Source organism: Micromonospora sp. D75 (genome assembly GCF_018070405.1).
Classification (GTDB): Bacteria; Actinomycetota; Actinomycetes; order Mycobacteriales; family Micromonosporaceae; genus Micromonospora; species Micromonospora chalcea.
In genome coordinates this window covers 1-25,885 of the sequence record NZ_JAGPXV010000010.1, presented here as the reverse complement: position 1 = coordinate 25,885, position 25,885 = coordinate 1, and the positions used below count along the sequence as shown (strand labels likewise).

25 protein-coding genes, 1 tRNA gene and 1 pseudogene are annotated in these 25,885 nt (G+C 71.3%); 13 read left to right on the top strand and 14 right to left on the bottom strand.

Annotated features, from left to right (window positions below):
- Positions 1 to 529 (bottom strand): alpha/beta fold hydrolase (locus KBX39_RS01710; protein ID WP_210868839.1); only part of this gene is annotated, 529 nt, incomplete at its 3' end.
- A 52-nt stretch (positions 530 to 581) separates the two neighbouring features.
- The gene (locus KBX39_RS01705) at positions 582 to 1,166 is read right to left on the bottom strand and encodes a helix-turn-helix domain-containing protein (protein WP_113972605.1); all 585 of its coding nucleotides are present in this window, start codon (positions 1,164 to 1,166) and stop codon (positions 582 to 584) included.
- A 79-nt stretch (positions 1,167 to 1,245) separates the two neighbouring features.
- Here KBX39_RS01705 and KBX39_RS01700 point away from each other — a divergent pair, with 79 nt between their 5' ends.
- The 4 genes from KBX39_RS01700 to KBX39_RS01685 all read left to right on the top strand — a co-directional run bounded on the left by KBX39_RS01700 (position 1,246) and on the right by KBX39_RS01685 (position 6,684).
- The gene (locus KBX39_RS01700; RefSeq protein WP_210868837.1) at positions 1,246 to 2,217 is read left to right on the top strand and encodes an NAD(P)/FAD-dependent oxidoreductase; all 972 of its coding nucleotides are present in this window, start codon (positions 1,246 to 1,248) and stop codon (positions 2,215 to 2,217) included.
- Between the two features lie 58 nt (positions 2,218 to 2,275).
- A complete protein-coding gene (locus KBX39_RS01695) occupies positions 2,276 to 4,123 on the top strand; it encodes a glycoside hydrolase family 15 protein (RefSeq protein ID WP_043329230.1) in 1,848 nt (615 codons plus the stop codon).
- 201 nt (positions 4,124 to 4,324) lie between these two features.
- On the top strand, positions 4,325 to 6,040 hold the full coding sequence (locus KBX39_RS01690; protein WP_312245447.1) for an ABC-F family ATP-binding cassette domain-containing protein: 1,716 nt from the start codon (positions 4,325 to 4,327) through the stop codon (positions 6,038 to 6,040).
- A gap of 134 nt (positions 6,041 to 6,174) precedes the next feature.
- A complete protein-coding gene (locus tag KBX39_RS01685) occupies positions 6,175 to 6,684 on the top strand; it encodes a hypothetical protein (protein WP_210868835.1) in 510 nt (169 codons plus the stop codon).
- Between the two features lie 25 nt (positions 6,685 to 6,709).
- Here KBX39_RS01685 and KBX39_RS01680 read toward each other — a convergent pair.
- The 3 genes and pseudogenes from KBX39_RS01680 to KBX39_RS01670 form a co-directional block, all read right to left on the bottom strand.
- Positions 6,710 to 6,928, bottom strand: a pseudogene (locus KBX39_RS01680) (hypothetical protein); the annotation flags it as partial.
- Positions 6,925 to 7,263, bottom strand: coding sequence for a hypothetical protein (locus tag KBX39_RS33970; protein ID WP_210868845.1), 339 nt, complete (start codon positions 7,261 to 7,263; stop codon positions 6,925 to 6,927). The pseudogene KBX39_RS01680 and the gene KBX39_RS33970, both read right to left, overlap by 4 nt.
- Before the next feature lie 309 nt (positions 7,264 to 7,572).
- Entirely contained in the window at positions 7,573 to 8,769 is a 1,197-nt protein-coding gene (locus tag KBX39_RS01670) for a helix-turn-helix domain-containing protein (protein ID WP_166456672.1), read from the bottom strand.
- Positions 8,770 to 8,911: 142 nt separating this feature from the next.
- On the opposite strand from KBX39_RS01670, the gene KBX39_RS01665 reads away from it, so the two are divergent.
- The 4 genes from KBX39_RS01665 to KBX39_RS01650 all read left to right on the top strand — a co-directional run bounded on the left by KBX39_RS01665 (position 8,912) and on the right by KBX39_RS01650 (position 11,442).
- Positions 8,912 to 9,550: an XRE family transcriptional regulator gene (locus KBX39_RS01665; protein ID WP_166456673.1), complete on the top strand. Its 639-nt coding sequence runs from the start codon at positions 8,912 to 8,914 to the stop codon at positions 9,548 to 9,550.
- Between the two features lie 108 nt (positions 9,551 to 9,658).
- Positions 9,659 to 10,216 (top strand): hypothetical protein, encoded by a 558-nt coding sequence (locus tag KBX39_RS01660; RefSeq protein WP_312245442.1) that lies wholly within the window; start codon positions 9,659 to 9,661, stop codon positions 10,214 to 10,216.
- A 63-nt stretch (positions 10,217 to 10,279) separates the two neighbouring features.
- A complete protein-coding gene (locus tag KBX39_RS01655; protein ID WP_210868831.1) occupies positions 10,280 to 10,720 on the top strand; it encodes a hypothetical protein in 441 nt (146 codons plus the stop codon).
- Positions 10,721 to 10,893: 173 nt separating this feature from the next.
- Positions 10,894 to 11,442 carry a hypothetical protein gene (locus tag KBX39_RS01650; protein WP_147265135.1) on the top strand — a complete coding sequence of 183 codons (549 nt, stop codon included), beginning with the start codon at positions 10,894 to 10,896 and terminating at the stop codon, positions 11,440 to 11,442.
- 461 nt (positions 11,443 to 11,903) lie between these two features.
- Here KBX39_RS01650 and KBX39_RS33730 read toward each other — a convergent pair whose 3' ends face one another.
- A complete protein-coding gene (locus KBX39_RS33730; protein WP_255358637.1) occupies positions 11,904 to 12,035 on the bottom strand; it encodes a hypothetical protein in 132 nt (43 codons plus the stop codon).
- A 123-nt stretch (positions 12,036 to 12,158) separates the two neighbouring features.
- Here KBX39_RS33730 and KBX39_RS01645 point away from each other — a divergent pair, with 123 nt between their 5' ends.
- Positions 12,159 to 12,365, top strand: coding sequence for a hypothetical protein (locus KBX39_RS01645; protein ID WP_043329221.1), 207 nt, complete (start codon positions 12,159 to 12,161; stop codon positions 12,363 to 12,365).
- Between the two features lie 175 nt (positions 12,366 to 12,540).
- Here the strand turns inward: KBX39_RS01645 and KBX39_RS01640 are convergent, their stop codons facing one another.
- The 7 genes from KBX39_RS01640 to KBX39_RS01610 all read right to left on the bottom strand — a co-directional run bounded on the left by KBX39_RS01640 (position 12,541) and on the right by KBX39_RS01610 (position 18,975).
- Positions 12,541 to 13,656, bottom strand: a complete 1,116-nt coding sequence (locus KBX39_RS01640; RefSeq protein ID WP_223201351.1) for an aromatic acid exporter family protein — start codon at positions 13,654 to 13,656, stop codon at positions 12,541 to 12,543.
- A 286-nt stretch (positions 13,657 to 13,942) separates the two neighbouring features.
- A tRNA-Val gene (locus KBX39_RS01635) sits at positions 13,943 to 14,014 on the bottom strand.
- A gap of 82 nt (positions 14,015 to 14,096) precedes the next feature.
- Positions 14,097 to 14,564 (bottom strand): peroxiredoxin, encoded by a 468-nt coding sequence (locus KBX39_RS01630; RefSeq protein WP_043329219.1) that lies wholly within the window; start codon positions 14,562 to 14,564, stop codon positions 14,097 to 14,099.
- 8 nt (positions 14,565 to 14,572) lie between these two features.
- Complete coding sequence (locus tag KBX39_RS01625; RefSeq protein WP_013287823.1) at positions 14,573 to 15,007, bottom strand: DUF3052 domain-containing protein; 435 nt, start codon at positions 15,005 to 15,007, stop codon at positions 14,573 to 14,575.
- Positions 15,008 to 15,117: 110 nt separating this feature from the next.
- Entirely contained in the window at positions 15,118 to 17,979 is a 2,862-nt protein-coding gene (locus KBX39_RS01620; protein WP_247659774.1) for a transketolase C-terminal domain-containing protein, read from the bottom strand.
- Between the two features lie 51 nt (positions 17,980 to 18,030).
- The gene (locus tag KBX39_RS01615) at positions 18,031 to 18,513 is read right to left on the bottom strand and encodes a MarR family winged helix-turn-helix transcriptional regulator (protein WP_043329216.1); all 483 of its coding nucleotides are present in this window, start codon (positions 18,511 to 18,513) and stop codon (positions 18,031 to 18,033) included.
- Positions 18,514 to 18,570: 57 nt separating this feature from the next.
- On the bottom strand, positions 18,571 to 18,975 hold the full coding sequence (locus tag KBX39_RS01610; RefSeq protein ID WP_210868828.1) for a secondary thiamine-phosphate synthase enzyme YjbQ: 405 nt from the start codon (positions 18,973 to 18,975) through the stop codon (positions 18,571 to 18,573).
- A 189-nt stretch (positions 18,976 to 19,164) separates the two neighbouring features.
- Between KBX39_RS01610 and aceE the strand changes: the two genes are divergently transcribed.
- Positions 19,165 to 21,909 carry a pyruvate dehydrogenase (acetyl-transferring), homodimeric type gene (gene aceE, locus KBX39_RS01605; protein WP_043329212.1) on the top strand — a complete coding sequence of 915 codons (2,745 nt, stop codon included), beginning with the start codon at positions 19,165 to 19,167 and terminating at the stop codon, positions 21,907 to 21,909.
- 135 nt (positions 21,910 to 22,044) lie between these two features.
- On the opposite strand, the gene KBX39_RS01600 is transcribed toward aceE, so the two are convergent.
- Positions 22,045 to 22,491: an SRPBCC domain-containing protein gene (locus KBX39_RS01600; protein ID WP_030503643.1), complete on the bottom strand. Its 447-nt coding sequence runs from the start codon at positions 22,489 to 22,491 to the stop codon at positions 22,045 to 22,047.
- 201 nt (positions 22,492 to 22,692) lie between these two features.
- On the opposite strand from KBX39_RS01600, the gene KBX39_RS01595 reads away from it, so the two are divergent.
- The 3 genes from KBX39_RS01595 to KBX39_RS01585 all read left to right on the top strand — a co-directional run.
- Positions 22,693 to 24,006 carry a GH1 family beta-glucosidase gene (locus tag KBX39_RS01595; protein ID WP_210868841.1) on the top strand — a complete coding sequence of 438 codons (1,314 nt, stop codon included), beginning with the start codon at positions 22,693 to 22,695 and terminating at the stop codon, positions 24,004 to 24,006.
- Complete coding sequence (locus tag KBX39_RS01590) at positions 24,003 to 25,280, top strand: MFS transporter (protein ID WP_210868826.1); 1,278 nt, start codon at positions 24,003 to 24,005, stop codon at positions 25,278 to 25,280. The genes KBX39_RS01595 and KBX39_RS01590 overlap by 4 nt, the downstream gene beginning before the upstream one ends.
- Before the next feature lie 144 nt (positions 25,281 to 25,424).
- Positions 25,425 to 25,885: glutamate--tRNA ligase family protein (locus tag KBX39_RS01585; protein ID WP_247659776.1), on the top strand; the 461-nt coding region annotated here is incomplete at its 3' end.

The window sequence follows — 25,885 nt, the reverse complement described above, 5'->3', positions numbered from 1 at the left end:
CCCGCCGCAGCAGCGCGCCGCCGCGGGCCCCGAGCGCCAGCCAGTCCTGCGGGCGGGGCGCCAACCGCGCATCCCGCACGGGGAGAGGGGGGCCGCGCCTCCGTGGCGCGCCGCGCTCGTCGTGGGCGGACATCGCGGCGAGCGTCTCCGGGTACCAGCCGCGCCGCCGGACCGGCGTGGAGACCAGCACCAGGCGCCGGACCAGGTCGGGGTGCTGGATCGCGGTACGCAGGGCCACCCCGCCGCCGAGGGAGTAGCCGAGCACGTCGGCCCGGGGCAGGCCGAGGTGGCGCAGCAGCGCGGCGACGTCGTCGGCCATCGACTCGTACCGCAGCGGCCGGTCCACGTCGGCGGTGCGGCCGTGGCCCTGCAGGTCGACGGCGATCAGCCGCCGGCGCGTGGCCAGCGCCGGGCGGACCGGCGCGAACGTCTCCGTCGAGCCGTACTCGCCGTGCAGCAGGACCAGCGGTTTGCCGGCCCCGTGCTCCTCGTACCAGATCCGCAGCCCGCCGACGTCCGCGTAGCTCACCCGCTGATCGTCGCGCCGCCGATGCCGCGGCGGGCGTGTTTACCGTCGCCGCTCAGCTCGACGCGCGGGGGCGGGCCCGCAGGTGGGCGCGTTCGCCCTGGCTGCCGAAGAGGCTGAGGAACTCCACCCCCTCGCTGTCGGCACGCCCGAACCAGTGCGGTACGCGGGTGTCGAACTCGGCCGCCTCACCGGGGACCATCACCAGGTCGTGCTCGCCGAGCACGAGCCGCAGCCGCCCGTTGAGCACGTAGACCCACTCGTACCCCTCGTGGGTCTTCGGCTCGGGCTCGGACCGGCCGCCGGCCGGGATGATCAGCTTGTACGCCTGGATGCCGCCGGCGCGGCGGGTGAGCGGCAGCATGGTCATCCCGAACGCGGCGACCGGCCGCAGGTGGACGCGCGGGTCGCCGGTGGGCGGGGCGCCGACCAGCTCGTCCAGCGTCACGCCGTGCGCGCGGGCGAGCGGGAGCAGCAGTTCGAGGGTGGGCTTGCGGCCGCCGGACTCCAGCCGGGACAGCGTGCTCACCGAGATGCCGGTGGTGGCGGAGAGGTCGGTGAGCGTGGTCTCCCGCTCACGCCGCAGCGCGCGCAGCCGGGGACCGACCGCGTCGAGGGCCTGGTCGAGGTCGACATCCATGCCCCCAGTTTGCCACATCAGCAAGAGAGTTTGCGGTTCTGCGCTTCCCCGCCGCAGTCTGGTCGCGGAGGTGGTTACGATGACCGAGAACTACGAGGTACTGGTGATCGGCGGCGGCGCGGCCGGGCTGAGCGGCGCGCTGATGCTGGCCCGGGCACGCCGGTCGGTGCTCGTGGTGGACGGCGGCGAACCGCGCAACGCGCCCGCCGACGGCGTGCACGCGCTGCTGGGCCACGACGGCGTACCGCCGGCCGAACTGCTGGCGCGCGGCCGGGACGAGGTCCGCGGCTACGGCGGGCACCTGGCCGAGGGCCGGGTCGAGGCGGTACGCCGCGACGGCGACGGCTTCGAGGTGACGCTCGCCGACGGCCGGCGGGTACGCGCCGGTCATGTGCTCGTCGCCACCGGCCTGGTCGACGAACTGCCCGAGGTGCCGGGCCTGCGCGAGCGCTGGGGCCGGGACCTGGTGCACTGCCCGTACTGCCACGGCTGGGAGGTGCGGGACCGGCCGATCGGGGTGATCGGCAGCGGCCCGATGTCGGTGCACCAGACGCTGCTGTTCCGGCAGTGGAGCGACGACGTGGTCTACCTGCGGCACACCGCGCCGCCGCTGACCGACGAGCAGGCCGAGCAGCTCGCCGCCCGCGGTGTGCCGGTGGTCGAGGGCGAGGTCGCGGCCGTCGAGACGGCCGGGGACCGGGTGACCGGGGTACGCCTGCGCGACGGCCGCACCGTCGACCGGGAGGTGCTCACCGTCGCGCCCCGGATGGTCGCGCGCACCGGGTTCCTGGCCGGACTGGGCCTGCGCCCGCAACCGCACCCCAGCGGGATGGGCGAGTACCTGCCGGCCGACGAGTCGGGGCGTACCGAGGTGCCCGGGGTGTGGGTCGCGGGCAACGTGACCGACCTGTCGGCGCAGGTCGGGGCCGCTGCCGCGGCTGGTGCCCGGACCGCGGCGATGATCAACGCGGAACTGGTGAACGAGGAGACCCGCCGGGCGGTCGAGGCGCGGCGTGACGCGCGAGGGTGGGTGACCACGAATCCCCTCTAACCTGACAATTCTTCCCCTAGGTTGAGTCGAAGAGGGCAGTCGGAACCTGGGGGGCGACGTGAAGAGCTATCCGGCGATCGAGGATCACGGGCTCATCGGCGACCTCCAGACCGCAGCGCTGGTGACCTGTGACGGGACGATCGACTGGTTCTGCGCGCCGCGCTTCGACTCGCCCAGCGTCTTCTGCGCGTTGCTGGACAAGGACAAGGGCGGCTTCTTCCAGATCGCCCCGCACGACGTCCGGTACGTCACGAAGCAGCTCTACCTCCCCGGCACGCCGATCCTGATCACCCGGTTCATCAGCGCGGACGGCGTCGCCGAGGTGATGGACTTCATGCCGGTGACCGGCGAGCGGGTCACCGACTCGCACCGCATCGTGCGCATGGTCAACATGGTGCGCGGCAGCATGCGGTTCCGGGTGGAGTGCCGGCCGCGCTTCGACTTCGCCCGGGAGAGCCACGAGCTGGAGCGACACCGCAACGGTTACCTGTTCCGGAGCCGGTCGGCGACGCTCGCCTTCAACCCGATCGATCCCGTGCGGCAGCTCTGGGCCAAGACCGGCGAGATCCGCATGGAGGACGGCGACCTGATCGCCTACGGCACGTTGCAGGAGGGCGACACCGGCGGGGTGGTCCTGGAGACCGGCATCGACGAGCCCAGGATCATTCCGCCGGAAGAGGTCCAGGGCATGTTCGAGTGGACCCGGGACTACTGGCGGCGCTGGGTCGAGCGCTCCCGCTACACCGGGCGCTGGCGGGAGATGGTCGAGCGCTCGGCCATCACGCTCAAGCTCATGACGTACGCGCCGACCGGCGCGATGATCGCCGCGCCGACCGCCGCGCTGCCCGAGCTGGTCGGCGGCTCCCGCAACTGGGACTACCGCTACACCTGGGTACGCGACACCTCGTTCTCCGTGCACGCGCTGCTCGGCCTCGGGTTCACCGAGGAGGTCAGCCGGTACATGGACTGGCTGGACGAACGCATCCGCGAGGCCGGCGACCACCAGGACCCACTGAAGATCATGTACCGGGTGGACGGGTCCTCGGACCTGCACGAGGAGGTGCTCGACCACCTGGAGGGCTACCGCGGCTCCCGTCCGGTGCGGATCGGCAACGGCGCCGCCGACCAGCTCCAGCTCGACATCCACGGCGAGGCGCTCTACGCCATGCACCTCGCCGACGAGCAGGGCATCCGGGTGTCGCACCAGGTGTGGAAGAGCACCGTGCGGCTGATCGACTGGCTCTGCCACAACTGGGACCAACGCGACGCCGGAATCTGGGAGAGCCGCCACCACCCCCGCAACTACACGTTCGGCCGGGTGATGTCGTGGGTGGCGCTGGACCGCGCCATCCGGCTGGCCACCCGCACCGGCCGGCCCGGCGACATGCACTGCTGGACCGAACAACGCAACCGGATCTACAACCAGGTCATGGCCCGCGGTTTCCACCGGGAACGCGGCAGCTTCGTGCAGGCGTACGACGAGAACGTGCTCGACGCCGCCCTGCTCTACATGCCGGCGGTCGGCTTCGTCACGCCCACCGACCCGCTGTGGCTGTCCACCCTCGAGTCGATCGAGCGGGACCTGGTCTCGGACAGCCTGGTCCACCGGTACGACCCGGTCCACTCCCCCGACGGGCTCCCCGGTCACGAGGGCACGTTCAACATGTGCACGTTCTGGTACGTCGAGGCGCTGGCCCGCTCCGGCCGGCTGGACGACGCCCGGCTCACCCTGGAGAAGATGTTCACCTTCAGCAACCACCTCGGGCTCTACGCCGAGGAGATCGCCTCCACCGGTGAGCAGATCGGCAACTATCCGCAGGCGTTCAGCCACCTCGCCCTGATCAACTCGGCGCTGGCGGTGAACGACCTGCTCGACGCCGAGGCCTCCGCCCGCCTCCGCCGGTAACTCCGGTGATCTCCGGCCCGGAGCCGGGTACTGTTTGCCGCATGAGGTTCTTCGCCGCTGTCATGAAGCCCTGGTCCCTCCGCTGACGGCGGCAGGGTGACCGGCTTCTTCTGACGTACCAGCTCTGCTCCGCCGTCCCGGCGTTCCCGCCGGGCGGTGTCCTCGCGCTGCCCGGCTCCACGACGAGCCGAAGAGCGGACTGTGCACAACCTCGACAACATTCCTTCCTTCCCATCCACCTCGGGCGGTTCGCTGCCCGCCGGGCACCGGGCGCACGTGCGGGCCGACGGCGTCCGCGTCGTACTCGGCGGCCGGGTCGTGCTGTCCGACGTCAGCGTGACCGTCTCCGCCGGTTCCCGCCTGGCGGTCGTCGGCGAGAACGGCCGCGGCAAGACCACCCTGCTGCACGTGCTGGCCGGCCTCATCGCTCCCGACCAGGGCGTGGTGGAACGGCTGGGCACGATCGGCGTCGCCCGGCAGAACCTGGAGTCGCGCCACGGCGAGACCGTGGGCACGCTCGTGGGGGTGGCGATCCGGGAGTCCGAACGCGCGCTGCGGGCGTTCGACGAGGCCGCGATCGCGCTCACCGAGGGCCGGGCGGGCGCGGACGACGCGTACGCCGCCGCCCTGGACGCGGCGACCCGGCTGGACGCCTGGGACGCGCAGCGGCGCGTCGACGTGGCGCTGGCCGGCCTCGACGCCTGCCCGGACCGGGACCGGGAGCTGGCCACGCTGTCCGTCGGCCAGCGCTACCGGGTCCGGCTGGCGTGCCTGCTGGGAGCGCGGGTGGACCTGCTGATGCTGGACGAGCCGACCAACCACCTCGACGCGGACAGCCTGGCCTTCCTCACCGCCCGGCTACGCGACCACCCGGGCGGCGTCGTGCTGGTGACCCACGACCGCGCCCTGCTGCGGGACGTCGCCACGGAGTTCCTGGACCTCGACCCCAGCGCGGACGGGCGCCCGCGCCGCTACGCCGGGGACTACGCCGCCTGGCAGGACGGGCGCCGCCGCGACTTCGCGCACTGGGTACGCGACCACGAGGCGCAGCAGGCCGAGCACCAGCGGCTGGCCGACGGGGTACGGGAGGCGCGGGACCGCCTCAGCACCGGCTGGCGGCCGGAGAAGGGACACGGCAAGCACCAGCGCCAGTCCCGCGCGCCCGGACTGGTCCAGGCGCTGCGCCGCCGGCAGGAGGCGCTCGACGCGCACCGCGTCACCGTGCCGGAGCCACCGCAGCCGCTGCGTTGGCCACCGCTGGACACCCGTCCCGGACTGCCGATCCTGCGCTGCCACGACGTGACGGTGGCCGGGCGCCTGCGTACCCCGGTCACGCTCACGCTCGACGGCGGGGACCGCCTGCTGGTGACCGGACCCAACGGCGCGGGCAAGTCGACGCTGCTCTCCGTGCTGGCCGGTGACCTCATGCCGTCGACCGGGGAGGTCCGGCACCTGTCCGGGGCGCGCGTCGCGTACCTCGGTCAGGAGGTGCCCGACTGGCCACTGGCGCTGCTCGCCCACGACCTGTACGAGCAGCACGTGGGCCGGTTGCGCTCCGCCGGGCGCGTCGGCTCCGGCACGGCCCTGCCGCTGAGCGCGACGAACCTGCTCGACGCCGAGGCCCGGCGTACCCCCGTCGGCCGGATGTCGCACGGACAGCAACGGCGGCTGAACCTGGCGCTGCGCCTGGCCGAACGTCCCGACCTGCTGATCCTCGACGAACCCACCAACCACCTGTCGGCGCCGCTGGTCGACGACCTCACCGCCGCCCTGCTGACGACGAGGGCCGCGGTGGTGGTCGCCACCCACGACCGGCAGATGCTCCACGACCTGGCGGCGTGGCCCACGCTGTCGCTCACCGCCCCGGCGGTGCCAGGTCGTTCGGTCACGGAGGGTGATGCCCGGCCGGAAGACTGAGTGCTTCGAGCGATATGACTGAGAGGTATATTTATGCCTCTCAGTCATATCGACTTCTCGTCACCTCTTCTCCACCGGGGCTGGACCCGCTGGCTACCGTGGATGTCCGGGGCAGTCGGCGAAGGAGCGGCGGGATGTCTGTCGACGGAGCGGGCGCCGGTGCCGTCAGCCGCCCCTCGCGCTACGAGGAGGTCGTCCTCGGCCTGCTACGGGGCGAGGGGGCGACCGTGCTGACAGCCGGTCTCTGGCTGCTCGTCACGTCCCTGTTCACCGCGCTGTTCCTGACCTTCGCCGGGTGGCAGGTGTGGGAGAACCGCATGCTGGAGACCAGAGGCCGGATCGGCGACGCGCAGGTGGTGCGCGCCAACTACGAAGGGCCCGGCAAGTCCCTGAACGTCGTCTACCTGTCGGGGCCGGTGGGCACGACGGCGATCCTGGAGAACCCGGTGCACCGGCCGGCCGCGGGCGACGTGATAGCGGTCCGGTACGACCCCCGGCACCCCACCCACCTGCGGGAAGCGGACGCGCCGATCTGGCGGTGGCCGGACTTCCTGGTGACCGTGCCGCCCGCGGTGGCGGGCTGCCTCGTCGTACCGGCCGAGTGGATGCGGTTCCGGCGTCGGCTACGGGAGCGACGAGTCTGAGCAGTCACCGCCCCTGCGGACCGGCCTCCCGGGTCCAGCCGACGAAGCGGCGGTGCAGGGCGCCGGCAGGTGCCCAGGGCATGTCCTCGGAGGCTTGCACGAGGTAGGCGCCGAGATACAGGGCCAGCGACACCGGCGCACCGGCGTACTCCGCCCGCAGCTTCCGCCGGCGAGTAGGGCACGGCCACGGCAGGTCGCAACCGCCGCAACTCCAGACCGGCATGACCGGGCCGTGGGTGGTCACCGCACACCCTCCAAGAACCGCGCGGTGATCGCCCGCGCCTGCCGGCTCGTCGCCCATTCCGCCTGCCAGCACGGGTACGGCGTGAGCAGCGACCACCACGCCCGGCACCCGGCACACATGCCGTCGAGTCCCCGTACGTGTACCGCGAGGATCGTCTCCTCCGGCCCGGCGATCACTTGTCGCTCGCCTGTGGCCAGTGACCGCGATTGATCGGAATCCGATGCCGCGAATGACAGGGCAGCTCGGCTCCGCACCGGCAAACCCGTCTCCACCGCCGCCAGCACCACACCGGCCGATGCCGCCGGGCTAAGGTCAACGCGGCGGCCGACAGGTATGCGTCGTACGAGACGCGGCGCTCCCGCGAGGCATCGCCGTCCGGGGACCGTTGCCCGCCTCGCGCCTGGTCCAGCAAACGGCGTCTGGCGATTTCCTGCTCCATCGCCTGGATGCGCTCGCCGAAGCCGGACACCGCCGACGACGGAAGGTACCGACCGACGAGCCGCCGCAGGAGCCCAATGGTCACCGTCATCTGTCCGGCCCTCCGTGGTGAGGGCACGGACGACACCTGCTGATGTGCCTATCCGCGCCCGGTGGAGATCCAGCGTCACGCCGAGCGCGTCCACGATCCAGGAGGTGACTGTCCGCTAACCAGGTGTGCTGTCCGCTGTCGATCGGCGGGCGGGGGCGTACTCGACGCACAGGTCACGCAGCATCGCGGCCTCCGGCACGCCCGACTGCTCCACCTTCGCGAGCAGTTCCGCGGCTCGCCACCAGTTCGACGGCACCACCCGCCCGGACGCCACCGCCTGCGCCCCGAGCGCAACCGCCTCATCCGGCTGGTCGGCGGCGACCAGGGCAAGTCCGAGGTCGAGACGCGCCGACGCGGAACGGCGAGGACGCGCTCCCCCATCACCGTGCGGGTCCAGATCGGTCAGTACCGCCCGCGCCACCTGCTCGGCAGCCGGGTCACCGGCCCACGCCAACGTCGTGGCCATATAGGCGGCGGCCTTCGCGGGGTCGTAGCGGTAGTGATGCTCGGCCCGTTCCGGAACGGGCAGATTCGCCGTCAACCGCTCCACCCGCTCCAGCGCTCGCCGGGTGGCGGCCACATCACCGATCCGCGCCCACGCGCGAGCTTCCTGGGCAGTCGACTGAATCCTGGCCGAGCTGCCTTTCGGCGCGACCCGCTGTGCTTGATGAGACAGATCGAGTGCCGTCCGGTAGTCACCTTGCGTCAACACGTCCCAGGCCCGGGTCTCCAGACACCACGCCTGGATCTCCGCATGCTCGGCGTGTTCGGCAAGCTCACGAGCAGCACGCAGATGAGCAGCCGCCGCGCCGCGCTGCCGCAGGTCGATGTGAACGGTGGCCCGCAGCACCGCCAACCAACCGCCCGCAACCAACAGCCGACGCTGCTGAGCAAGCGTGACCCGTCCGTCCAGCAGCCGCACCACATAGGCCAGATGTCGCCGCACCAGCGGCAACAGATCCGCCGGCGCCATAGTCGGATAGGAGCTGGCGAGGTCGTCGACGCCCTGCTCGATCCGTTCGAGCACCTCACCGCTGACATCACTGGCGGCAACCCTCGCCCGCAACTCGCCCGCCTCGGCCGCATGGTCGATCGGCGCATCGACCAGCCGAGCAAGCACACCTCCGGCGTCGAGAATCCGGTCCAAGTGGCGCGCCGTGTCGACAGTCGGAGCCTTGAGCCCTGCTTCCAGCTCGTGCAGATGGCTCTTGCTTCGATGGGCGAGCTGCCCGAGGGACCGAAGCGACAGACCACGCCGCTCCCGAAACTCGCGCAGAGCTGCCCCGAAGCGCGGATCGACGGAGGAAGCCATAGCCCAGCTCCAAGCTCAAGAGGCCCGGCGAACTCACCCGGCCGCCATTCTGTCGACGGTACCCCGAAACGCCGCTCGTCGATGACCTACGGGCCACGCACCAACGGTGACACCACTGCGACACAGCGCTATCGTGTCGCTCATGGCCGCTCCCGACACGGCCCTGGGCGCCCTCCATGACGGGATGCGCATGAACCAGGACGACTTCGCACGCGCGCTGGAGGTCGTCACCGGCCTGCCCATCTCACTGCTCGGCTTCGCCGCGGTGCCCGGTGGGCACGTGGCCGACGACCAACAGGGTGGCCACGACCTGACCTCGCCCGTGTCGAACCTGGCCACGCCGACGCCGGCTGCCGAGCCCAGCACGGCGCACAGGTCATACGAGGGCGTGTGGCTCAGCCGCTACCAGTACTACTCCAGCGGACGGGAGGAGTCCTTCGCCGGACAGCACTTCGTCGTCCTGCTGCAGCACGGCGACAGGCTGACCGCGCGCAGCCTGCCCGGGTCGGCGTCCTCATCTCTGTCGCTGGACCTGACCGTGGACGGGGCCGTTGTCACCGGCACCTGGGTGGAGCAGACCGATCCGGCCGGCTACTACCGGGGTGCCCGCTATCACGGGGCGATCCAGCTTCTGGCCGAGCCGACGGGCCGGCGGATGGCCGGTAAGTGGGTCGGATTCGGCAAGGACATGGACGTGAACACCGGCCCGTGGGAGCTCGTCTTCCGCGACGCGTCGACCTCCCAGGCGACGCTGGACCGGTACAACACCTCAGCGACATAGCGCCGTGGCCTTGTTCTGGCGCCGACTACTCTGCACTCGGGGTACGACACGGCACGGCGTCCGGATCCGGCGAAACGCCCGGTGCCCACGACACAACAGGAGAGCGCTGTGACAGTCCGCGCCACGGGCCACCCACTGACCCGGCTGGAAGCCGCCCAGGCGCAGGCGGAGCACGTACTCGGCCCCCGGGAGGCGAAGCGGATCGCGACGTTCGGCAACGGCGGCCTGTACGTCCGGGCCGGCACCGGGGCGCAGGCCTTGGCCTGGCTCGTCGACTTCACGGTGTTCCTGTTCGGTGTCGGGGCGGGCGTCGTCGCCCTGTCCCTGGTGGACCGCGCGGTCACCCTGTCCGACAACTTCGCCGCCGGGGCGAGCCTCTCGTTGCTCGTGGTGGTGCCGCTGCTCTACGGCCTCTGCTACGGCAACGGCCGGGCGCTCGGCGCGCTGCTCGCCGGCACCCAACTCGTCAGGGCGAAGGACGGCGGCCGGATCGGCCTCAAGGCGTGCTGGGCCATGCTGGTCCGGACGCTGTTGATGCCGGTGCTGGTCGTCGTGCTGGTGGTGACCGCGTTCAGTACCGGATCCTCAGACGCGCCCGGTTCGCTCGTGCGGACCACCATCGATCCGGGTGCCACCCGGCGGCTCCACGACGCGGGCATTCGCTGACCCGTCGCGCAATCGCGTCCCCATGGGCGGATACCGGCCCGCGTACCGCCTAGCCTCTCGGGGATGGAGCGACTGCGTGACCTTGCCGTCCGGCTGGCGATGGACGAGCCGGTCGGCGACGACCTGGCGATGGCGGCCGCGCACGCTCTGGCCCGTGGTGTCGACTCGCCGAGCGTGCGTGAGCTCGCCGGTCTGTCGAAGGAACTCGGCTCGCCGGTCCCGGACGAGAGCGGCGCCCGGCTGCACCTCATGCGTGCGGCAGCGGCGAGCATCATCGCCGGAGAGGGCGATCCCGAGGACCTGGCGCACGAGATCTACTGGCAGTCGGCCTACTTTCCCTCTGCGGAGCTGCGCGAGGTGGGCTACCGCTTTCTGTACCTGTACGCCGATTGCGGCGCAGCGCCGGATCAGACGGAGGAGGCGGTGGCGGCCATGAAGGAGGCGGCGCGGTCGTTCCTGCACGACCATCTATCACCTCCTCGTCCGTCAACTCGGGCTGGTTGAAGAACATCAGGGTGATGACGTCCGGGCAGCGCAGGATCCGCAGCCCGAAGGGTACGGCTCCAAGCCTGATCTCCAGCCATCCGCCGCTCGCCGGGCCTCTTGCTATCGGCGTTGCTGTCACCCCAAGAGCGATGTGCCCCTGACGCCAGATCAGCTTGTGTATGGTCCGCCGAGTGATCATCAAGAGGGCCAACCGCCGGCGAGGGTCGACGTCTCGATGGCCGCTGTTCGCACCGGCCGTCGCGGTCGGCCTACTGGTGCTCGGGTTGACGCTCAACGCCGTAACAGTCCTCTATGACCTCACGCACTGGGACGTCGTGTACCACGTGTCGCCGGAGGAGGCAGCGAACCGGAACGGGCTTGCCGACCTGGGGGCCGAGGTCGTCGGCCGGCTGACGGTGGTCCTGTCCGGTCTCGCTATGGCCGGCCTGCTCCTGTCGCTGGTGGGTCTCGTGCGAGGCAGAGCGTGGGCACATACGATGACCTGCATCCTGACCATTCCAATGGCCCTCTGCTGCGGCCAGGCGTTCATCGCAAATCGGGGCTCGTTCGCCGGAAGCCCTGACAACCCGAACGCGCCTCAGCACACCTCGGCACCGAGCGGGATCCGCCTCGCTGACTCGCTGGGGCCACCGTTACTCGTGGGAGCAGCGATCGTCGTCCTGATTCTGCTGTTCCTACCTGCCATCTACCGGCGGTTCCACCCGACGAAAACGACGTAGTAAGAGCGTTTCCGCTTGATCAACAGCGGCGCAGCCACCAGGGGTCGTGACCGGGCGTTTGAGGATCGTGATGGGTACGCCTCAACAATGCGTCGTCCAGGCGGTCGACAACTACCTGAAGCTCTCGCCCGGCATGGCTTGGCAGCGAGACGATTGCCTCTTCCAAGCGCAGTCGTGCCCAGGCTTCGCCACAGCAGGAACAGGCGAACTCCGCTTCCCACGGCTTCCACCGATGCCGGCTGCCGTACGCATGCGCGCCCCAGATCCTGATGGCGGCGGCCACCGTGCCCGGGAGCCACCGCCGCCCTTCCACCAGACGGATGGCAGCGTTCGCGGGACCGGAGAGTCCAGGAACATCCCGATAACGGGCCCACGGGCTTCGCGTGATGCGCACGCGGCGGCGAAGTGATCGGGGCTGCGGCTGCCTACGAGGCACTGCCCCTTCGGTGGAGAATCACACCTCAGATCCTCGCATGAAGGTCAACAGGGCGCAGGTCGGTCGCCCCGAACCCCTCGACGTCAGGAATGGCGGGGTCGCGCAGTTCCCGAACGAGGACCAGTGCCCTGCCCCACGATGCATCGTCCAGTTCCACAGCCCCGGAGGGTACGGCTCCGAGCCTGATCTCCGGCGGCTCATTCGTTGTCGAGGCGCCCTGGAACCAGCCTTGACCGGCTGCCTCACAGTGGGGGCAGGCATCTCACCCAGGGAGGTCGAAGTGCGCTGGCTCATCGTTCTGATCATCATCGCGGCGGCCGTCGCTGCGGTCGCACTGTGGCGCCATAGCCGGAAGACACCAGTCGACGGCGGCCAGGTGCGGGACCTCCAGGCATCCGCCGAGGCCCGCCGCAGGCTCGACGACCATCGGAACCGGACGGACGGCGGCAACACCGGCAGCGGTGGCGTCGGTGGCTGGAGCGCCTGACCTCATTGCAGGTCGTCAACGGGCTACTCGTGCTGTCACCGCACCGGCGGTTTGGCTGGCGTGAGCGGCGGGTGCGGCCGGTTCGGAGCTGCGAGCTGTCGCTTGCTCTCCCGTGTCGTCCGCCGCTAGTCGCGGCTGCGGCTTCCGCAACGCGGCAAGAACACCTGTTGTTGAATCAGCTCGAGTCGGCGGCCAACCCCGCCTGCTGATTTGCCTCTGCCTTTGGCAGTCCGGACGCTTGAAGCACGTCGCTGATGGCAAGGCGCAGCCGGGAAATGAGGACCATCTCGCAGAATCCGATCTCTTCGGCGCAGGCCTGGTTGACCTCCTCGATGGCCTGTTGCGCCCGCGCGCGTGCAAGGTCGGGCTCTCGGCCGGCGACGAAATCGCGATGCAGCAGCCGCACCGCTTGGCCGAGGTGCTCGATCGACGCTGAGAGGCCGGCGGGTACGGGTTCACGCAGCCGTACCGCCGATACGACCCAGTGCGCCAATTCGCGGCTGTTGGAGTAGGCGGATTGGAGGTGCTCGGAGGCGCGCTGATACCGGCGCAGGATGCCCAATCGTCGCCACCGCCAGGGTGAGAGAAGCGCGATCTCCCCCGCCGCGGCGACCATCTCGATCGTCTTGTCTCTTTCCTGCTCTACCGCGATCAGGCGCTGCAAGGCGTCGTCGGCCTGTTGAACCTCACGCCGATCCAACGCCTCGGCGACAGCCGTGAGAGCACGGGCGAAAACATCCAGCGACGGACCGGCAGAGCGGTGCACGACGCGCACAGGGTTGGCCGGCAGGATCAGCAACGCCACGGCGATGGCCGTCGCGCCCCCGATCAACGCGTTGACCGTCCGCGCCACAGCCAGGTGGGATTGCTGCGCAGTCAGCGTCCCCAGCAGCACCGCGGTGCTTCCTGCGTGCACCATCACGGCGCCGCCCCCGCGAATCACGGCTACCGACGAGATCGCGAATGCCACGATCACGGCGATCTGTATCGGCCCCGTCCCGATGGCGAAGATGATCAACTGCCCGGCCGCCACCCCGAGGATCACCCCGGCGATGAGTTCCGCCGCTCGCCTGATCCGATTGCCGAGGGCTGCTGCGACCGTGCCGATCGAGGCGGCGGGGGCGAACAACGCCTGTGGATTGTGCAGCACGTCGCTGGCGATGAACCAGGACAATCCAGCGGCCACACCCGCCTGAACAGCGATTATGGAGTACGTGCGAAGCCGCTCGAAAGCTTCCCGGCCTTCTCGTTGCACCATCTCTGGCCGCAAACCCGGGTCCACGGTAGCCACGTCTCACCTCCGAGGAGCAGTGCAGGCGAGGGTTACGTCTGCGGCAACCGCTCGGGGGAGGTAGCGGTCCTGCGAGGTGTGGCCTGGCAGCGTAATGCAGCGCCGGCCCGGTAGGGCATTCCCGCAGGCGCGGAAGCGCTTCCTGGTCAGAGGCCACAGGCTCATTCTCCCGGACCCCAGCCGCCCTGGTCCCGGCATCAATGGCAACGGATCTAACACGTGGAGCCCGTCGAGTCACCGCCCCGGGGAGTGATCTTCTCGGGACGGTTCCCGCTGATGTGAAAGGTGGGCGCGGCAGGTTTCGAACCTGCGACCCCTCGCTTGTAAGGCGAGTGCTCTCCCACTGAGCTACGCGCCCGGAACGCCCGTACGGCGGGCCGGAGCGGCCAGCTTACCTGCCCGCCTCCGGCCCGGTCGAACGACGTACCTGGGTGTGGGACTCAGGCAGCGGCGGCCTCGGCCAGCGCCTTGCGCCAGCCCTGCTGATCGCGCGCCTCGCCGGGCATGTTCATCTCCGCGAAGCGGACCACGCCGGCCTTGTCGATGACGAAGGTGCCCCGGTTGGCGATGCCCGCGACGTCGTTGAAGACGCCGTACGCCTGGGCGACCGCGCCGTGCGGCCAGAAGTCGGCGAGCAGCGGGAACTGGAAGCCCTCCTGCTCGGCCCAGATCTTGTGGGCGTACACGGAGTCGACGCTGACGGTCAGCACCTGGACGTCGTCGTTGGCGTACTCGTCGAGGTTGTCCCGCACCTCGGACAGCTCGCCCTGGCAGACGCCGGTGAACGCGAGCGGGTAGAAGACGAGCAGCACGGTCTTGCGGCCACGGAAGTCGGCGAGCCGTACCTCCTGGTTGTTCTGGTCCTTGAGCAGGAAGTCGGGCGCTTCGGCGCCAACCTCGACGGGCATGTGCGCTCCTACTTCTTGCTCTTGGAGCCGCGCCGCATGACCAGGCGGGCTCCGCTCCAGTCGCGGCCGGCGTTGATGGTGGAGGTCTGCTGGAGGCCGGCGGTCTGCGCGCTCTCCGCGACCTCGCTCGGCTCGACGTGGCCGTCCCGGCCGGCCTTCGGGGTCAGGAGCCAGACCACGCCATTGTCGGCGAGCGGCCCGAGGGCGTCCACGAGGAGCTCGAAGAGGTCACCGTCGCCGTCGCGGTGCCAGACCAGAACCGCGTCGACCACCTCGTCGGTGTCCTCGTCGACGAGTTCCCCACAGCGGTCGGTCAGGGCGTCCCGGAGATCGGTGTCGACGTCGTCGTCGTAGCCCATCTCCATGACGACCATGCCCGGCTCGATACCGAACCGGTCCGCCAGGCTGCGTACCCCGTCGGCCTGGCCAGCGGTCGCGCTCACTGTCGCGTGCCTCCTCATCTATCCCTGCTCGTGGCGTCGGGTGACACCGTCGGGCCCAGTCCACACAGTTGCGGCTCGCCGCGCAAGTGGCGCACCGGGTGGAACGGAATTTACCGTGCCAGCAGCGTACGGGCACCCTGGGTGATGGCTTCCTCGGAGACCAGAACCTGACGAGCGGCCGGACCTAATGGTACAAACGAGTCAAGTCCGGCCACACGGCGCGCGGCGCCGACGTACCCGGTGTCGACGAGCGCGGACACCACGCCCTCGCCCACCCCGCCGGAGCGTCGCGTCTCGTCCACCACCAGCACCCGGCCGGTCGCCGAGGCCTCCCGGATGATGTCGGCCACCGGCAGCGGGGCCAGCCAGCGCAGATCCACCACCCGGCTGCCCACGCCCTCCGCGGCAAGAGTGGCCGCCGCGCGCAGCGACATCCGCACCCCGCTACCGAAGGTGATGATGGTGAGGTCCTCGGCCGAGCCGATCCCGTAGACGCGGGCCCGCCCGATCGGCACGTGCCGGTCCGCCCAGGCGCCCGGCTCGGCGTACTCGGCCGTCCACTCGCCGTCGCCGTCGGCGTAGAGGTCACGGGCGTCATAGAGCGCGGCCGGCTCCAGGAAGACGCAGACGCTGCCGTCCACCCGGGCCGCGGCCAGGCACGTACGCAGCATCGGCGCGGCGTCGTCCGGCCGCGCCGGCACGGCGACCACGAGCCCCGGTACGTCCCGCAGCACCGCCACCGAGTTGTCGTTGCGCGCGTGGCCGCCGAGCCCGTCCTCACCCGCCAGCGCGGCCACCCGCACCACCATCGGGTTGCGGAACGCGCCCCGGGAGAAGAACCGCATGGTGGCCGCCTCGCTGCGCAACTGGTCCTCGGCGCTGTGCAGATACGCCAGATATTGGATCTCCGGCACCGGCAGCATCCCGGCCAGGCCGGCACCCAGCCCGAGCCCGAGGATCGAGGTCTCGTCCCGTGGCGTGTCGAACACCCGGGCCGCCCCGAACCGGTCCCGCAGCCCCTCGGTCACCCCGTGCGCCCCGCCGCCGGCGGCCACGTCCCGGCCGAACACCGCCATCCGAGGGTGGTCGAGCATGCCGTCGGCGAGCGCCGCGTTGATGCTCTGCGCCAGCGTCAGCGGCCCGGTCAGCTCCGGCGGTTTGCCGCCGAACGCCTCCGCCCGCGCCCCGGCGCCCGGCCCGGCCGCCCGCTCCGCCGCCTCGGCCACCGCCCGGGCCACCCGGACCGGCCGCCGCGGCGCAAGCTCCCGCACGACGTCGACAGCGGACGCCAGTTTCGGCTCGTCCAGCGCCTCCTCGGCGATGCGGCGCAGCTGCCAGCCCCGCTCGTCGTACCGGCTGAGCAGCTCCTCGCCCCCGGCGTACCCGGAGGTGACCAGCAGCCGCGCGGTGGCCAGCAGCGGGTCGCGGGCCGCGTCGCCCTGGCCCATCAACCGGACCGCGCCCAGGTGCAGCACGGCGGGCCGGCGGTGCCGGCGCACCCAGGCCGCCGCCTCCGCCGCCACCCGGTAGCTCTCGGCCACGTCCGTGCCGTCGGCCGCGAAGTAGCGGATGCCGGGCCGGGACCGCAGCGTCGTCGCCACCCACCCGTCGGCGGAGCCACCGCTGTCCTCGCACACGAACAGCACCGGGATACGCAGGCCGGTGTGGTCGTACCAGCCGGCGGTGTTGAGCGCGGCGGTCACCGTGGCGTGGTTGACCGAGGCGTCGCCGAAGGAGCAGACCACGACGGAGTCCGCGGGCCAGGCCGTCGCTTCCGGCTCGCCGTCCGCGGGCCGGGCGCCCCGGCGCAGCCGCTCCAGCGCCAGCCCCAGGCCGACCGCGCGGGGCAGGTGCGAGCCGGCGCTCGCGGGGGTCGGCACGACCGCGAGGTCGGCGCGGCCGAAGAGCTTCTGCCGGCCGCCGGCGGCCGGTTCCTCCGCGGACGCGACAATGCCGCGCAGCACGTCGCGCGCCGCCGCCGCGAACGCGTCGTCGGGCGCGGGCTGTGGCAGATCGGGTACGCCGACAGTCGCGTCACCGTCCGCGTCCACCACGATCGCGGCTCCCGCAGGAAGGCTGCCCGCCTCGCCTCCCGCCCCCGGCCGTTCGAGATCTTGGTACGAAACGGCCCCTATAGGGGCACTTTCGTACCAAGATCTCTCCGGTTCCCGGAGGGTGGAACGTTGCTCCTGGGAGGTGGGATTGATGTGCGAATCCTGGCCGGTGCCGCGCTGGGCGGGCAGGTCGTGCGATTCGTGCACGGCGGCCGCCGGGTCCGGGATGACAGCAGACGGTGCGGGGACAACAGCCGAGGAGGCGGGGGTGGCCCGCTGCGCGGAGGATGCGGCCGGCTCGTCGGGCGAGACGCCGCTCGAGGTGCCGGGGACGGCACCGGACGAGCCGTGGACCTCGGCGCGGGCAGCGGTGCCGGGCGAGCCGTCGGCGGCGGGCGAGCCGTCAACGGCGCTGCCGGGCGCGCCGGCGGCAGCCGGCGGAGCAGCACTGGGCGAGCCGTCGACGACGGTGCCGGGACCAGCATCGGGCAAGGCGTCCACGGCGGCGTCGGGATCGGCCTCCGGGGCGGGTGTCGGCGGGACGGGCGGCGGCGGGGCGGCGGGGAAGGCGCCGGCGGCCTGGGCGGCGCGCAGGCAGTAGAACGCCCCGGAGCGGTGGTGCAGCAGCGCGGGGTCGGTCGGCCGCAGCGCGGCGGCCACGGCGGCGTTGCCCTCGTGCCCCGCCGACTCGATGGTGTGGTACCCCTCACCGAAGCCGTGCAGCCACTGCCCGGCCAGGTCGAGCAGCCGGCTGGTCAGTTGCGCGTCGAACAGGGCCAGCACTTGCGCCCCGGTCAGCGGCCCGCCGTCGGGCAGTCGCTCGCCCAGGTCGCGCCGCTTCTCGGGCGCCCCGAGCGCGGCCAGTTCGGCCCGGAGCCGGTCGTCGAGATCGTGCGGGGTGGTCACGTCGGACAGCATTACCGACTCGGGCCCGCCGCGCCCAGTCGGACACGTTCCGCCCGGCGTGGCTCAGACCTCGCCGCACTCCTCCGGACAGCCGCCGTCGGAGACCTTGAAGACGAGTTCACGTAGCGCGGCCAGTTCGGCGGTGCTCAGGTCGTCGAGCAGCCGGGGGTCGGACATGACGTGGGCGACCCGCTCGCGGACCTCCCGGCCGCGCTCGGTGACCACGAGCGCCTTCTGCCGCCGGTCGGCCGGGTCGGTGCGTCGTTCCACCAGCCCGGCCCGCTCCAGCCGGTCGGCCAGGCCGGTGACGTTCGACCTGTCGCAGCCGAGCTGCTCGGCGAGGTCGCGGGCCGGCAGCGGGCGGTCCGGGTCCAGTTGGTGCAGCGCGCGGGCGGCCGCCGGAGTGAGCCCCAGGTCGGCGAACGCCTCGTCCTGGTGGTGGCGCAGCGCGGCGGCGACGTGCAGGATCCGGCGCACGGTGTCCCCGGCCAGGCCCAGCCGGTCACCCGGGCCGGGCTGCTCAGCGGAGACAGTGGAGTGCGCCATCAGTCGATTGTACGTGACCAGTCAACAATTGACGTACTCCACTATTTGCGCCGCCGGTCAGCCGGGCAGGAACGAGAAGCGCACCTGGCGGTCGGGGTTGTCGCCGTTGGTGTCGACCAGGCAGATCGACTGCCAGGTGCCGAGCTGGATCCGCCCGTCGAGCACCGGCAGCGTCGCGTACGGCGGCACGAACGCCGGCAGCACGTGGTCGCGTCCGTGCCCGGGCGAGCCGTGCCGGTGCCGCCACCTGTCGCCGGTGGGAAGCAGGTCGTCCAGGGCCCGCAGCAGGTCGTCGTCGGATCCGGCGCCGGTCTCGATGATCGCCAGCCCGGCGGTGGCGTGCGGGACGAAGACGTGCAGCAGGCCGTCGCCGGCGCCGGACACGAACCGTTCGGCCTCGCTCGTGATGTCCCGGACGGTCGGCCGGGAGCCGGTCCGGACGGTGATCACCTCACTGCGCATACGGCGCATTCTGCCGCAGTGCCCGGTTCCCCGCCCCGCCCGCCGATAGCGCATCCGGTGATCGCGCAAAGTTACTGATGGGTACCTGTGTTCAGCGTCGCGTCTGAGGGTGGGAGAGGTGACGGCACGCGCCACCAGGGGGCAGGATGGCGCTAGAGACCTATCCCACACGAAACCGAGGGAACGCCTGTGGCTACGGAACGCAAGCGCCCGGTGATCACCGCTGGTCTGCCGAGCCAGCTTCCGGACATCGACCCTGAAGAGACCAGCGAATGGGTCGAGTCGCTCGACGGTGTCATCGACGAGCGCGGGACAAAGCGAGCCCGGTACGTCATGCTGCGCCTGCTGGAGCGGGCCCGCGAGCGGCAGGTCGGGGTGCCGTCCCTGACCACCACCGACTACATCAACACGATCCCGCCGGAGCGCGAACCGTGGTTCCCGGGTGACGAGCACGTCGAGCGGCGGCTGCGGGCGTACATCAGGTGGAACGCCGCGATGCTGGTGCACCGGGCGCAGCGCCCGGAGATCGGCGTCGGTGGCCACATCTCCACGTTCGCCAGCTCCGCGTCGCTCTACGAGGTGGGCTTCAACCACTTCTTCCGGGGCAAGAACCACCCGGGCGGCGGCGACCAGATCTTCTACCAGGGCCACGCCTCCCCCGGCATGTACGCGCGGGCGTTCCTGGAGGGCCGGCTCAGCGAGAACCAGCTCGACGGGTTCCGGCAGGAGCTGTCGCACCCCGGTGGCGGGCTGCCGTCGTACCCGCACCCGCGGCTGATGCCGGACTTCTGGGAGTTCCCGACCGTCTCCATGGGTCTCGGGCCGCTGAACGCCATCTACCAGGCGCGGTTCAACCGCTACCTGCAGCACCGGGGCATCAAGGACACCTCCCAGCAGCACGTCTGGGCGTTCCTCGGCGACGGCGAGATGGACGAGGTCGAGTCGCTCGGCGCGATCGGCGTGGCCGCCCGCGAGGAGTTGGACAACCTCACCTTCGTGATCAACTGCAACCTGCAGCGCCTGGACGGACCGGTCCGCGGCAACGGCAAGATCATGCAGGAGCTGGAGGCGTTCTTCCGGGGCGCCGGCTGGAACGTCATCAAGGTCGTCTGGGGCCGGGAGTGGGACCCGCTGCTCGCCGCGGACACCGACGGCGCGCTGGTCAACCTGATGAACACCACGCCCGACGGTGACTACCAGACCTACAAGGCGGAGTCCGGGGCGTACGTGCGGGAGCACTTCTTCGGCCGCGACCCGCGGACCCGCAAGATGGTCGAGCACCTGTCCGACGACGAGATCTGGAACCTCAAGCGGGGTGGCCACGACTACCGCAAGCTCTACGCGGCCTACAAGGCGGCGATGGAGCACACCGGCCAGCCGACGGTGATCCTCGCCAAGACGATCAAGGGCTGGACGCTCGGCTCGCACTTCGAGGGCCGCAACGCCACGCACCAGATGAAGAAGCTGACGCTGGAGGACCTGAAGCTCTTCCGCGACCGCCTCTACCTGGACATCCCGGACAAGCAGCTGGAGGAGAACCCGTACCTCCCGCCGTACTACACGCCGGGCGAGAAGTCGGACGAGATCACCTACCTGAAGGACCGGCGTCAGCAGCTCGGCGGCTACCTGCCCACGCGCAGCACCGCCCGCAAGACGCTGGCCATCCCGGGCAGCGAGCGGTTCTCCGACGTCAAGCGCGGGTCGGGCAAGCAGAAGGTCGCCACCACGATGGCGTTCGTCCGCCTGCTCAAGGACATCATGAAGGACAAGGAGTTCGGCAAGCGCTGGGTGCCGATCATCCCGGACGAGGCCCGTACGTTCGGTATGGACTCGCTGTTCCCGACGCAGAAGATCTACTCGCCGCACGGTCAGCGCTACACCGCGGTCGACCGGGACCTGTTCCTGTCCTACAAGGAGTCGACCACCGGCCAGATCCTGCACGAGGGGATCAACGAGGCCGGTTCGGTGGCCTCGTTCACCGCCGCCGGCACGGCGTACGCGACGCACGGCGAGCCGATGATCCCGCTGTACATCTTCTACTCGATGTTCGGCTTCCAGCGCACCGGCGACGGGTTCTGGGCGGCGGCGGACCAGATGGCGCGGGGCTTCGTGCTCGGCGCGACCGCCGGCCGGACCACGCTCAACGGTGAGGGCCTGCAGCACGAGGACGGCCACTCGCTGCTGCTCGCCGCCACCAACCCGGCGGTGGTCTCCTACGACGCGGCGTTCGCCTTCGAGCTGGCGCACATCGTGGAGAACGGCCTGCACCGGATGTACGGCGAGGCGCAGGAGAACATCTTCTACTACCTCACCGTCTACAACGAGCCGATCTTCCAGCCGGCCGAGCCGGAGGGCGTGGACGTCGAGGGCATCGTCAAGGGCATCCACCGCTACTCCCCCGCGCCGCAGGTCGGCGACGACGCGCCGAAGGCGAACATCCTCGCCTCCGGCACCGGCATGCAGTGGGCGCTCAAGGCCCAGCAGCTGCTCGCCGAGGACTGGGGCGTGGCCGCCGACGTGTGGTCGGTGACGTCCTGGACCGAGCTGCGCCGCGACGCGGTCCAGTGCGAGGAGCACAACCTGCTCAACCCGGGCGAGGAGCCGCGGGTGCCGTACATCGCGCGGAAGCTGGCCGACGCCGACGGGCCGAAGGTCGCGGTCAGCGACTGGATGCGCGCGGTACCGGACCTGATCGCCCGCTGGGTACCCGGCGACTACACCTCGCTCGGCACCGACGGGTTCGGCATGTCGGACACCCGGCACGCGCTGCGCCGCCACTTCCACGTGGACGCCGAGTCGGTGGCGGTGGCCACGCTGCGCCAGCTCGCGCTGCGCGGTGTGGTGCCGGCGCACGTGCCGGCCGACGCGGCCCGCAAGTACGCGCTGGACGACGTCAACGCCGCCCCGGTCGGCGAGACCGGCGGCGACAGCTGAAAGGAAGGGCCCCTTCTTAACGCCTCCGGTAGAGGAGGGGCCCCTTCTTAACACCTCGGGTAGAACGACGGCCCGGCGTCCCAGGCGGGAACGCCGGGCCGTCACCATCGCGGGCGACGCCGGGACTGGGCTCGGTCAGCCGACGGCGGCCAGGTCGGTCAGCCGGGCCAGCGAGTCCTCCAGGTCGGCGCCGACCCGGCGCAGGCCGAGCCGGAGCAGGGCCGCCTTGACGGGTCCGGCGGGCCACCGCACGACGATCAGCCGTACGACGGTGCCGCCGGCCTCCTCGTCCGGGGTCAGCTGGACGTAGATCTCGGTGCGCGCCTCGGCTCGGGCGCCGGCACCCTTCGCGCGTTCGCGCCAGCCGATCAGGGTCGGCTCCTGGAAGGCGATCACCTCGGCCTCGTGCGCGGCGCCGCGTCCGGCCTGGACCAGCTGCCGCCGCCCGAATCCCTCCCCGGACAGGACCTCGGCCGCGCGGACTCCCGCCAGCCAGGCCGGCAGCTGCTCGGCGCGCTGCACCACGTCCCAGACCACATCCACCGGCGCCGCCACGTGCGCGCTTCGTTCCACGAGGATCATGAGTATCTTTCCCCCACTTAAATCACATCCGCGATATTTGGCACTCTATGTGTAAATCGGACTTAAGCGGACGGGTTCGGAAAAGACACGCCGAACTCCCTTGCGCCACCCAGTCATCTCGGCCTATGGCGCGGCGGTCCGCCGAGCCCTAGAGTCGCGAGCACGCTTCATGTCTTGGAGGGTGCCTTGACGACCGCGCCGATGCCCGAGTTCCCCGCCGGCTTCCGCTGGGGGGTCTCCACCTCCGCGTACCAGATCGAGGGCGCGACCACTGCCGACGGTCGCGGTCCATCCATCTGGGACACGTTCGCGCACGAGCCGAGCCGGGTCGCCGACGCCAGCACCGGCGACCGGGCCTGCGACCACTTCCACAGGTACGCCGAGGACACCGCGCTGCTGGCCGGGCTGGGGGTGTCCGCGTACCGGTTCTCGCTCGCCTGGCCCCGGATCCAGCCGGACGGCACGGGCCCGGCCAACGCCGCCGGGCTGGACTTCTACGACCGGCTGGTGGACGGCCTGCTCGCCGCCGGGGTGGACCCGGTCGCCACGCTGTTCCACTGGGACCTGCCGCAGCCGCTGGAGGACGCCGGCGGCTGGCTGAACCGGGACACCGCCGCGCGCTTCGCCGAGTACGCCGACCTGGCCGCCGCCCGGCTCGGCGACCGGGTGAAGCTCTGGATCACGCTCAACGAGCCGTTCATCCACATGAGCATGGGCTACGGCATGGGCGTGCACGCCCCCGGCCGGATGCTGCTGTTCGACGCCTTCCCGGTGGCCCACCACCAGCTTCTCGGGCACGGTCTCGCGGTCTCCGCGCTGCGCGCCCGCACCACGTCCCCGGTGGCGATCGCCAACAACTACTCCCCGGTGCGGGTCGCCGGCGACACCGACGCGGACCGGGCCGCCGCCGCGGCGTACGACGCGCTGCACAACCTCCTGTTCACCGATCCGCTGCTCGGGCGCGGCTACCCGGACGCTCCCGGCCTCGACCCGGCGGTGATCCGTGACGGCGACCTGGACGTGCTGGCCGCGCCGATCGACGTGCTGGGGGTCAACTACTACAACCCGACCGCCATCCGGGCGCCCGAGGCGGGCTCTCCGCTGCCGTTCGACATCGTGCCGCTGGAGGGCTACCCGCGTACCGCGTTCGACTGGCCGGTGGCCCCGGACGGCCTGCGCGACCTGCTGCTCCAACTGCACCGGCGGTACGGCGACGCGCTGCCGCCGATCCAGATCACCGAGAGCGGCTGCGCGTACGACGACGCGCCGGACGCCGACGGCCGGGTGCACGACCCGGAGCGGATCGCGTACCTGGACGGGCACATCCGCGCGGTGCGCGGGGCGATGGCCGAGGGCGTGCCGGTGACCGGGTACTTCGTCTGGTCGCTGCTGGACAACTGGGAGTGGGCCGAGGGCTTCACCAAGCGGTTCGGCCTGGTGCACGTCGACTTCGACACGCAGCGGCGGACGCCGAAGTCGTCGTACGCCTGGTTCCGGGACCTGGTCCGGCGGTGACCACTGTGAACCCGACGCCGGCCTCGCTGCCGGCGGCGCTCGCCGAACCGACGGTGCCGGTACGGCGGAGCTGGATCGCGCTGATCTTCGCGGCCAACCTGGGCGTCTGGATGGCGTTCTTCACCCCGATCCAGGTGCTGTTGCCGCAGCAGGTGGAACGGATCGCGCCGGCCGACAAGGAGGCGATGCTGGCGGTGGTCACCGGCATCGGCGCGCTCGCCGCGGTGCTGGCGAACCCGCTCGCCGGCGCGCTGTCCGACCGCACCTCGCTGCGGCTGGCCAACCGCCACTTCGGCCGCCGGCACGTCTGGACCGCGTTCGGCGCGGTGATCGGCGCGCTCGCCCTGGTGCTGCTGGCCCGGCAGAACACGATCGCCGGGGTGGCGGTGGCCTGGGTGGCCGCGCAGGTCTGCTTCAACGCAATGCTGGCCAGCCTCACCGCGGCGATCCCCGATCGGGTGCCGGTGGCGCAGCGTGGCGGCGTGTCCGGCTGGGTGGGCATCCCGCAGGCGCTGGGCCTGGTGCTGGGCGCGGTGCTGGTGACGGCCGTGGTGACCGGCAACGCCGCCGGGTACGCCGCGATCGCGCTCGCCGTGCTGCTGCTGTCGCTGCCGTTCGCGCTGCTGACCCAGGACGACCACCTGCCCCGGGAGCACCGCTCGCCGCTGCGGCTGCGCTCGCTGTTCTCCTCGATGTGGATCAGCCCGCGCCGCCACCCCGACTTCGCCTGGGCGTGGTTCACCAGGTTCCTGGTGCAGACCGGCAACGCGCTGGGCACGCTCTACCTGCTCTACTTCCTCACCGACGGGGTACGGGTGGCCGACCCCGAGGGCTCGCTGCTGATCCTGATCCTGCTCTACACGGTCGGCATGATGCTGACCGCCGTGGTCGCCGGGCGCATGTCCGACCGCTCCGGCCGGCGCAAGGTCTTCGTGATCGCCTCCGGGCTGATCATGGCGGTGGCGGCGACGCTACTGGCGGTGGCACCCACCTGGCCGATGGCGATCGTCGCGGCGCTGCTGCTCGGTGCCGGGTACGGCGTCTACCTGGCGGTGGACGCCGCGCTGATCACGCAGGTGCTGCCCGCCGCCACCGACCGGGCCAAGGACCTCGGCGTGATCAACATTGCCAACTCGGCGCCGCAGGTGCTCGGTCCGGCGCTGTCCGCACCGATCGTCGTGCACCTCGGCGGCTACCCGACGCTGTACGCGGTGACCGCGGCGGTCACGCTGCTCGGCAGCGCCCTGGTCGTGAAGATCCGCTCCGTGCCGTGACGCCCGCCGGCTGCCGCGCTTGTTAAGAAGGGGCCCCTTCACCTCCGGAGGCGTTAAGAAGGGGCCCTTCCTTTCTCGGTGGCGGCCCGCCGTAGGCTGGGGGACGTGACGGTACGTGTACGCTTCGCCCCCTCCCCGACCGGTATGTTCCACGTCGGCGGCGCCCGCTCGGCGCTGCAGAACTGGATCTTCGCCAAGCAGCAGGGCGGGGTGTTCGTGCTGCGCATCGAGGACACCGACGCGGCCCGCAACAAGCCCGAGTGGACCGAGGGCATCCTGTCCGCGCTGGAGTGGATCGGCATCGCGCGGGGCAGCTACGAGGGTCCGTACTTCCAGTCCTCGTACGCCGGCGAGCACCGGGCCGCCGCGCAGCGGCTGTACGAGGGCGGCCGGGCCTACTACTGCGACTGCACCCGCGAGGACGTGCAGGCGCGTACCGGGCCGCAGCAGCGCGGGTACGACGGCTTCTGCCGCGACCGCGGCCTGGGGCCGGGCGAGGGCCGGGCGCTGCGCTTCCGTACGCCGGACGAGGGCGAGACCGTGGTGGTCGACCTGGTGCGCGGCGAGCCGACGTTCGAGAACAAGCTGATCGAGGACTTCGTCAT

Coding starts and splice junctions, on each gene's coding strand:
- KBX39_RS01600 (WP_030503643.1), bottom strand. CDS start 22,491: ATGATCCTCGTGGAACGAAGCGCGCACGTGGCGGCGCCGGTGGATGTG.
- KBX39_RS01700 (WP_210868837.1), top strand. CDS start 1,246: ATGACCGAGAACTACGAGGTACTGGTGATCGGCGGCGGCGCGGCCGGG.
- KBX39_RS01655 (WP_210868831.1), top strand. CDS start 10,280: ATGGAGCGACTGCGTGACCTTGCCGTCCGGCTGGCGATGGACGAGCCG.
- KBX39_RS01610 (WP_210868828.1), bottom strand. CDS start 18,975: ATGCGCAGTGAGGTGATCACCGTCCGGACCGGCTCCCGGCCGACCGTC.
- KBX39_RS01665 (WP_166456673.1), top strand. CDS start 8,912: ATGGCCGCTCCCGACACGGCCCTGGGCGCCCTCCATGACGGGATGCGC.
- KBX39_RS01670 (WP_166456672.1), bottom strand. CDS start 8,769: ATGGCTTCCTCCGTCGATCCGCGCTTCGGGGCAGCTCTGCGCGAGTTT.
- KBX39_RS01620 (WP_247659774.1), bottom strand. CDS start 17,979: ATGCTGTCCGACGTGACCACCCCGCACGATCTCGACGACCGGCTCCGG.
- KBX39_RS01615 (WP_043329216.1), bottom strand. CDS start 18,513: ATGGCGCACTCCACTGTCTCCGCTGAGCAGCCCGGCCCGGGTGACCGG.
- KBX39_RS01595 (WP_210868841.1), top strand. CDS start 22,693: ATGCCCGAGTTCCCCGCCGGCTTCCGCTGGGGGGTCTCCACCTCCGCG.
- KBX39_RS01630 (WP_043329219.1), bottom strand. CDS start 14,564: ATGCCCGTCGAGGTTGGCGCCGAAGCGCCCGACTTCCTGCTCAAGGAC.
- KBX39_RS01685 (WP_210868835.1), top strand. CDS start 6,175: ATGTCTGTCGACGGAGCGGGCGCCGGTGCCGTCAGCCGCCCCTCGCGC.
- KBX39_RS01705 (WP_113972605.1), bottom strand. CDS start 1,166: ATGGATGTCGACCTCGACCAGGCCCTCGACGCGGTCGGTCCCCGGCTG.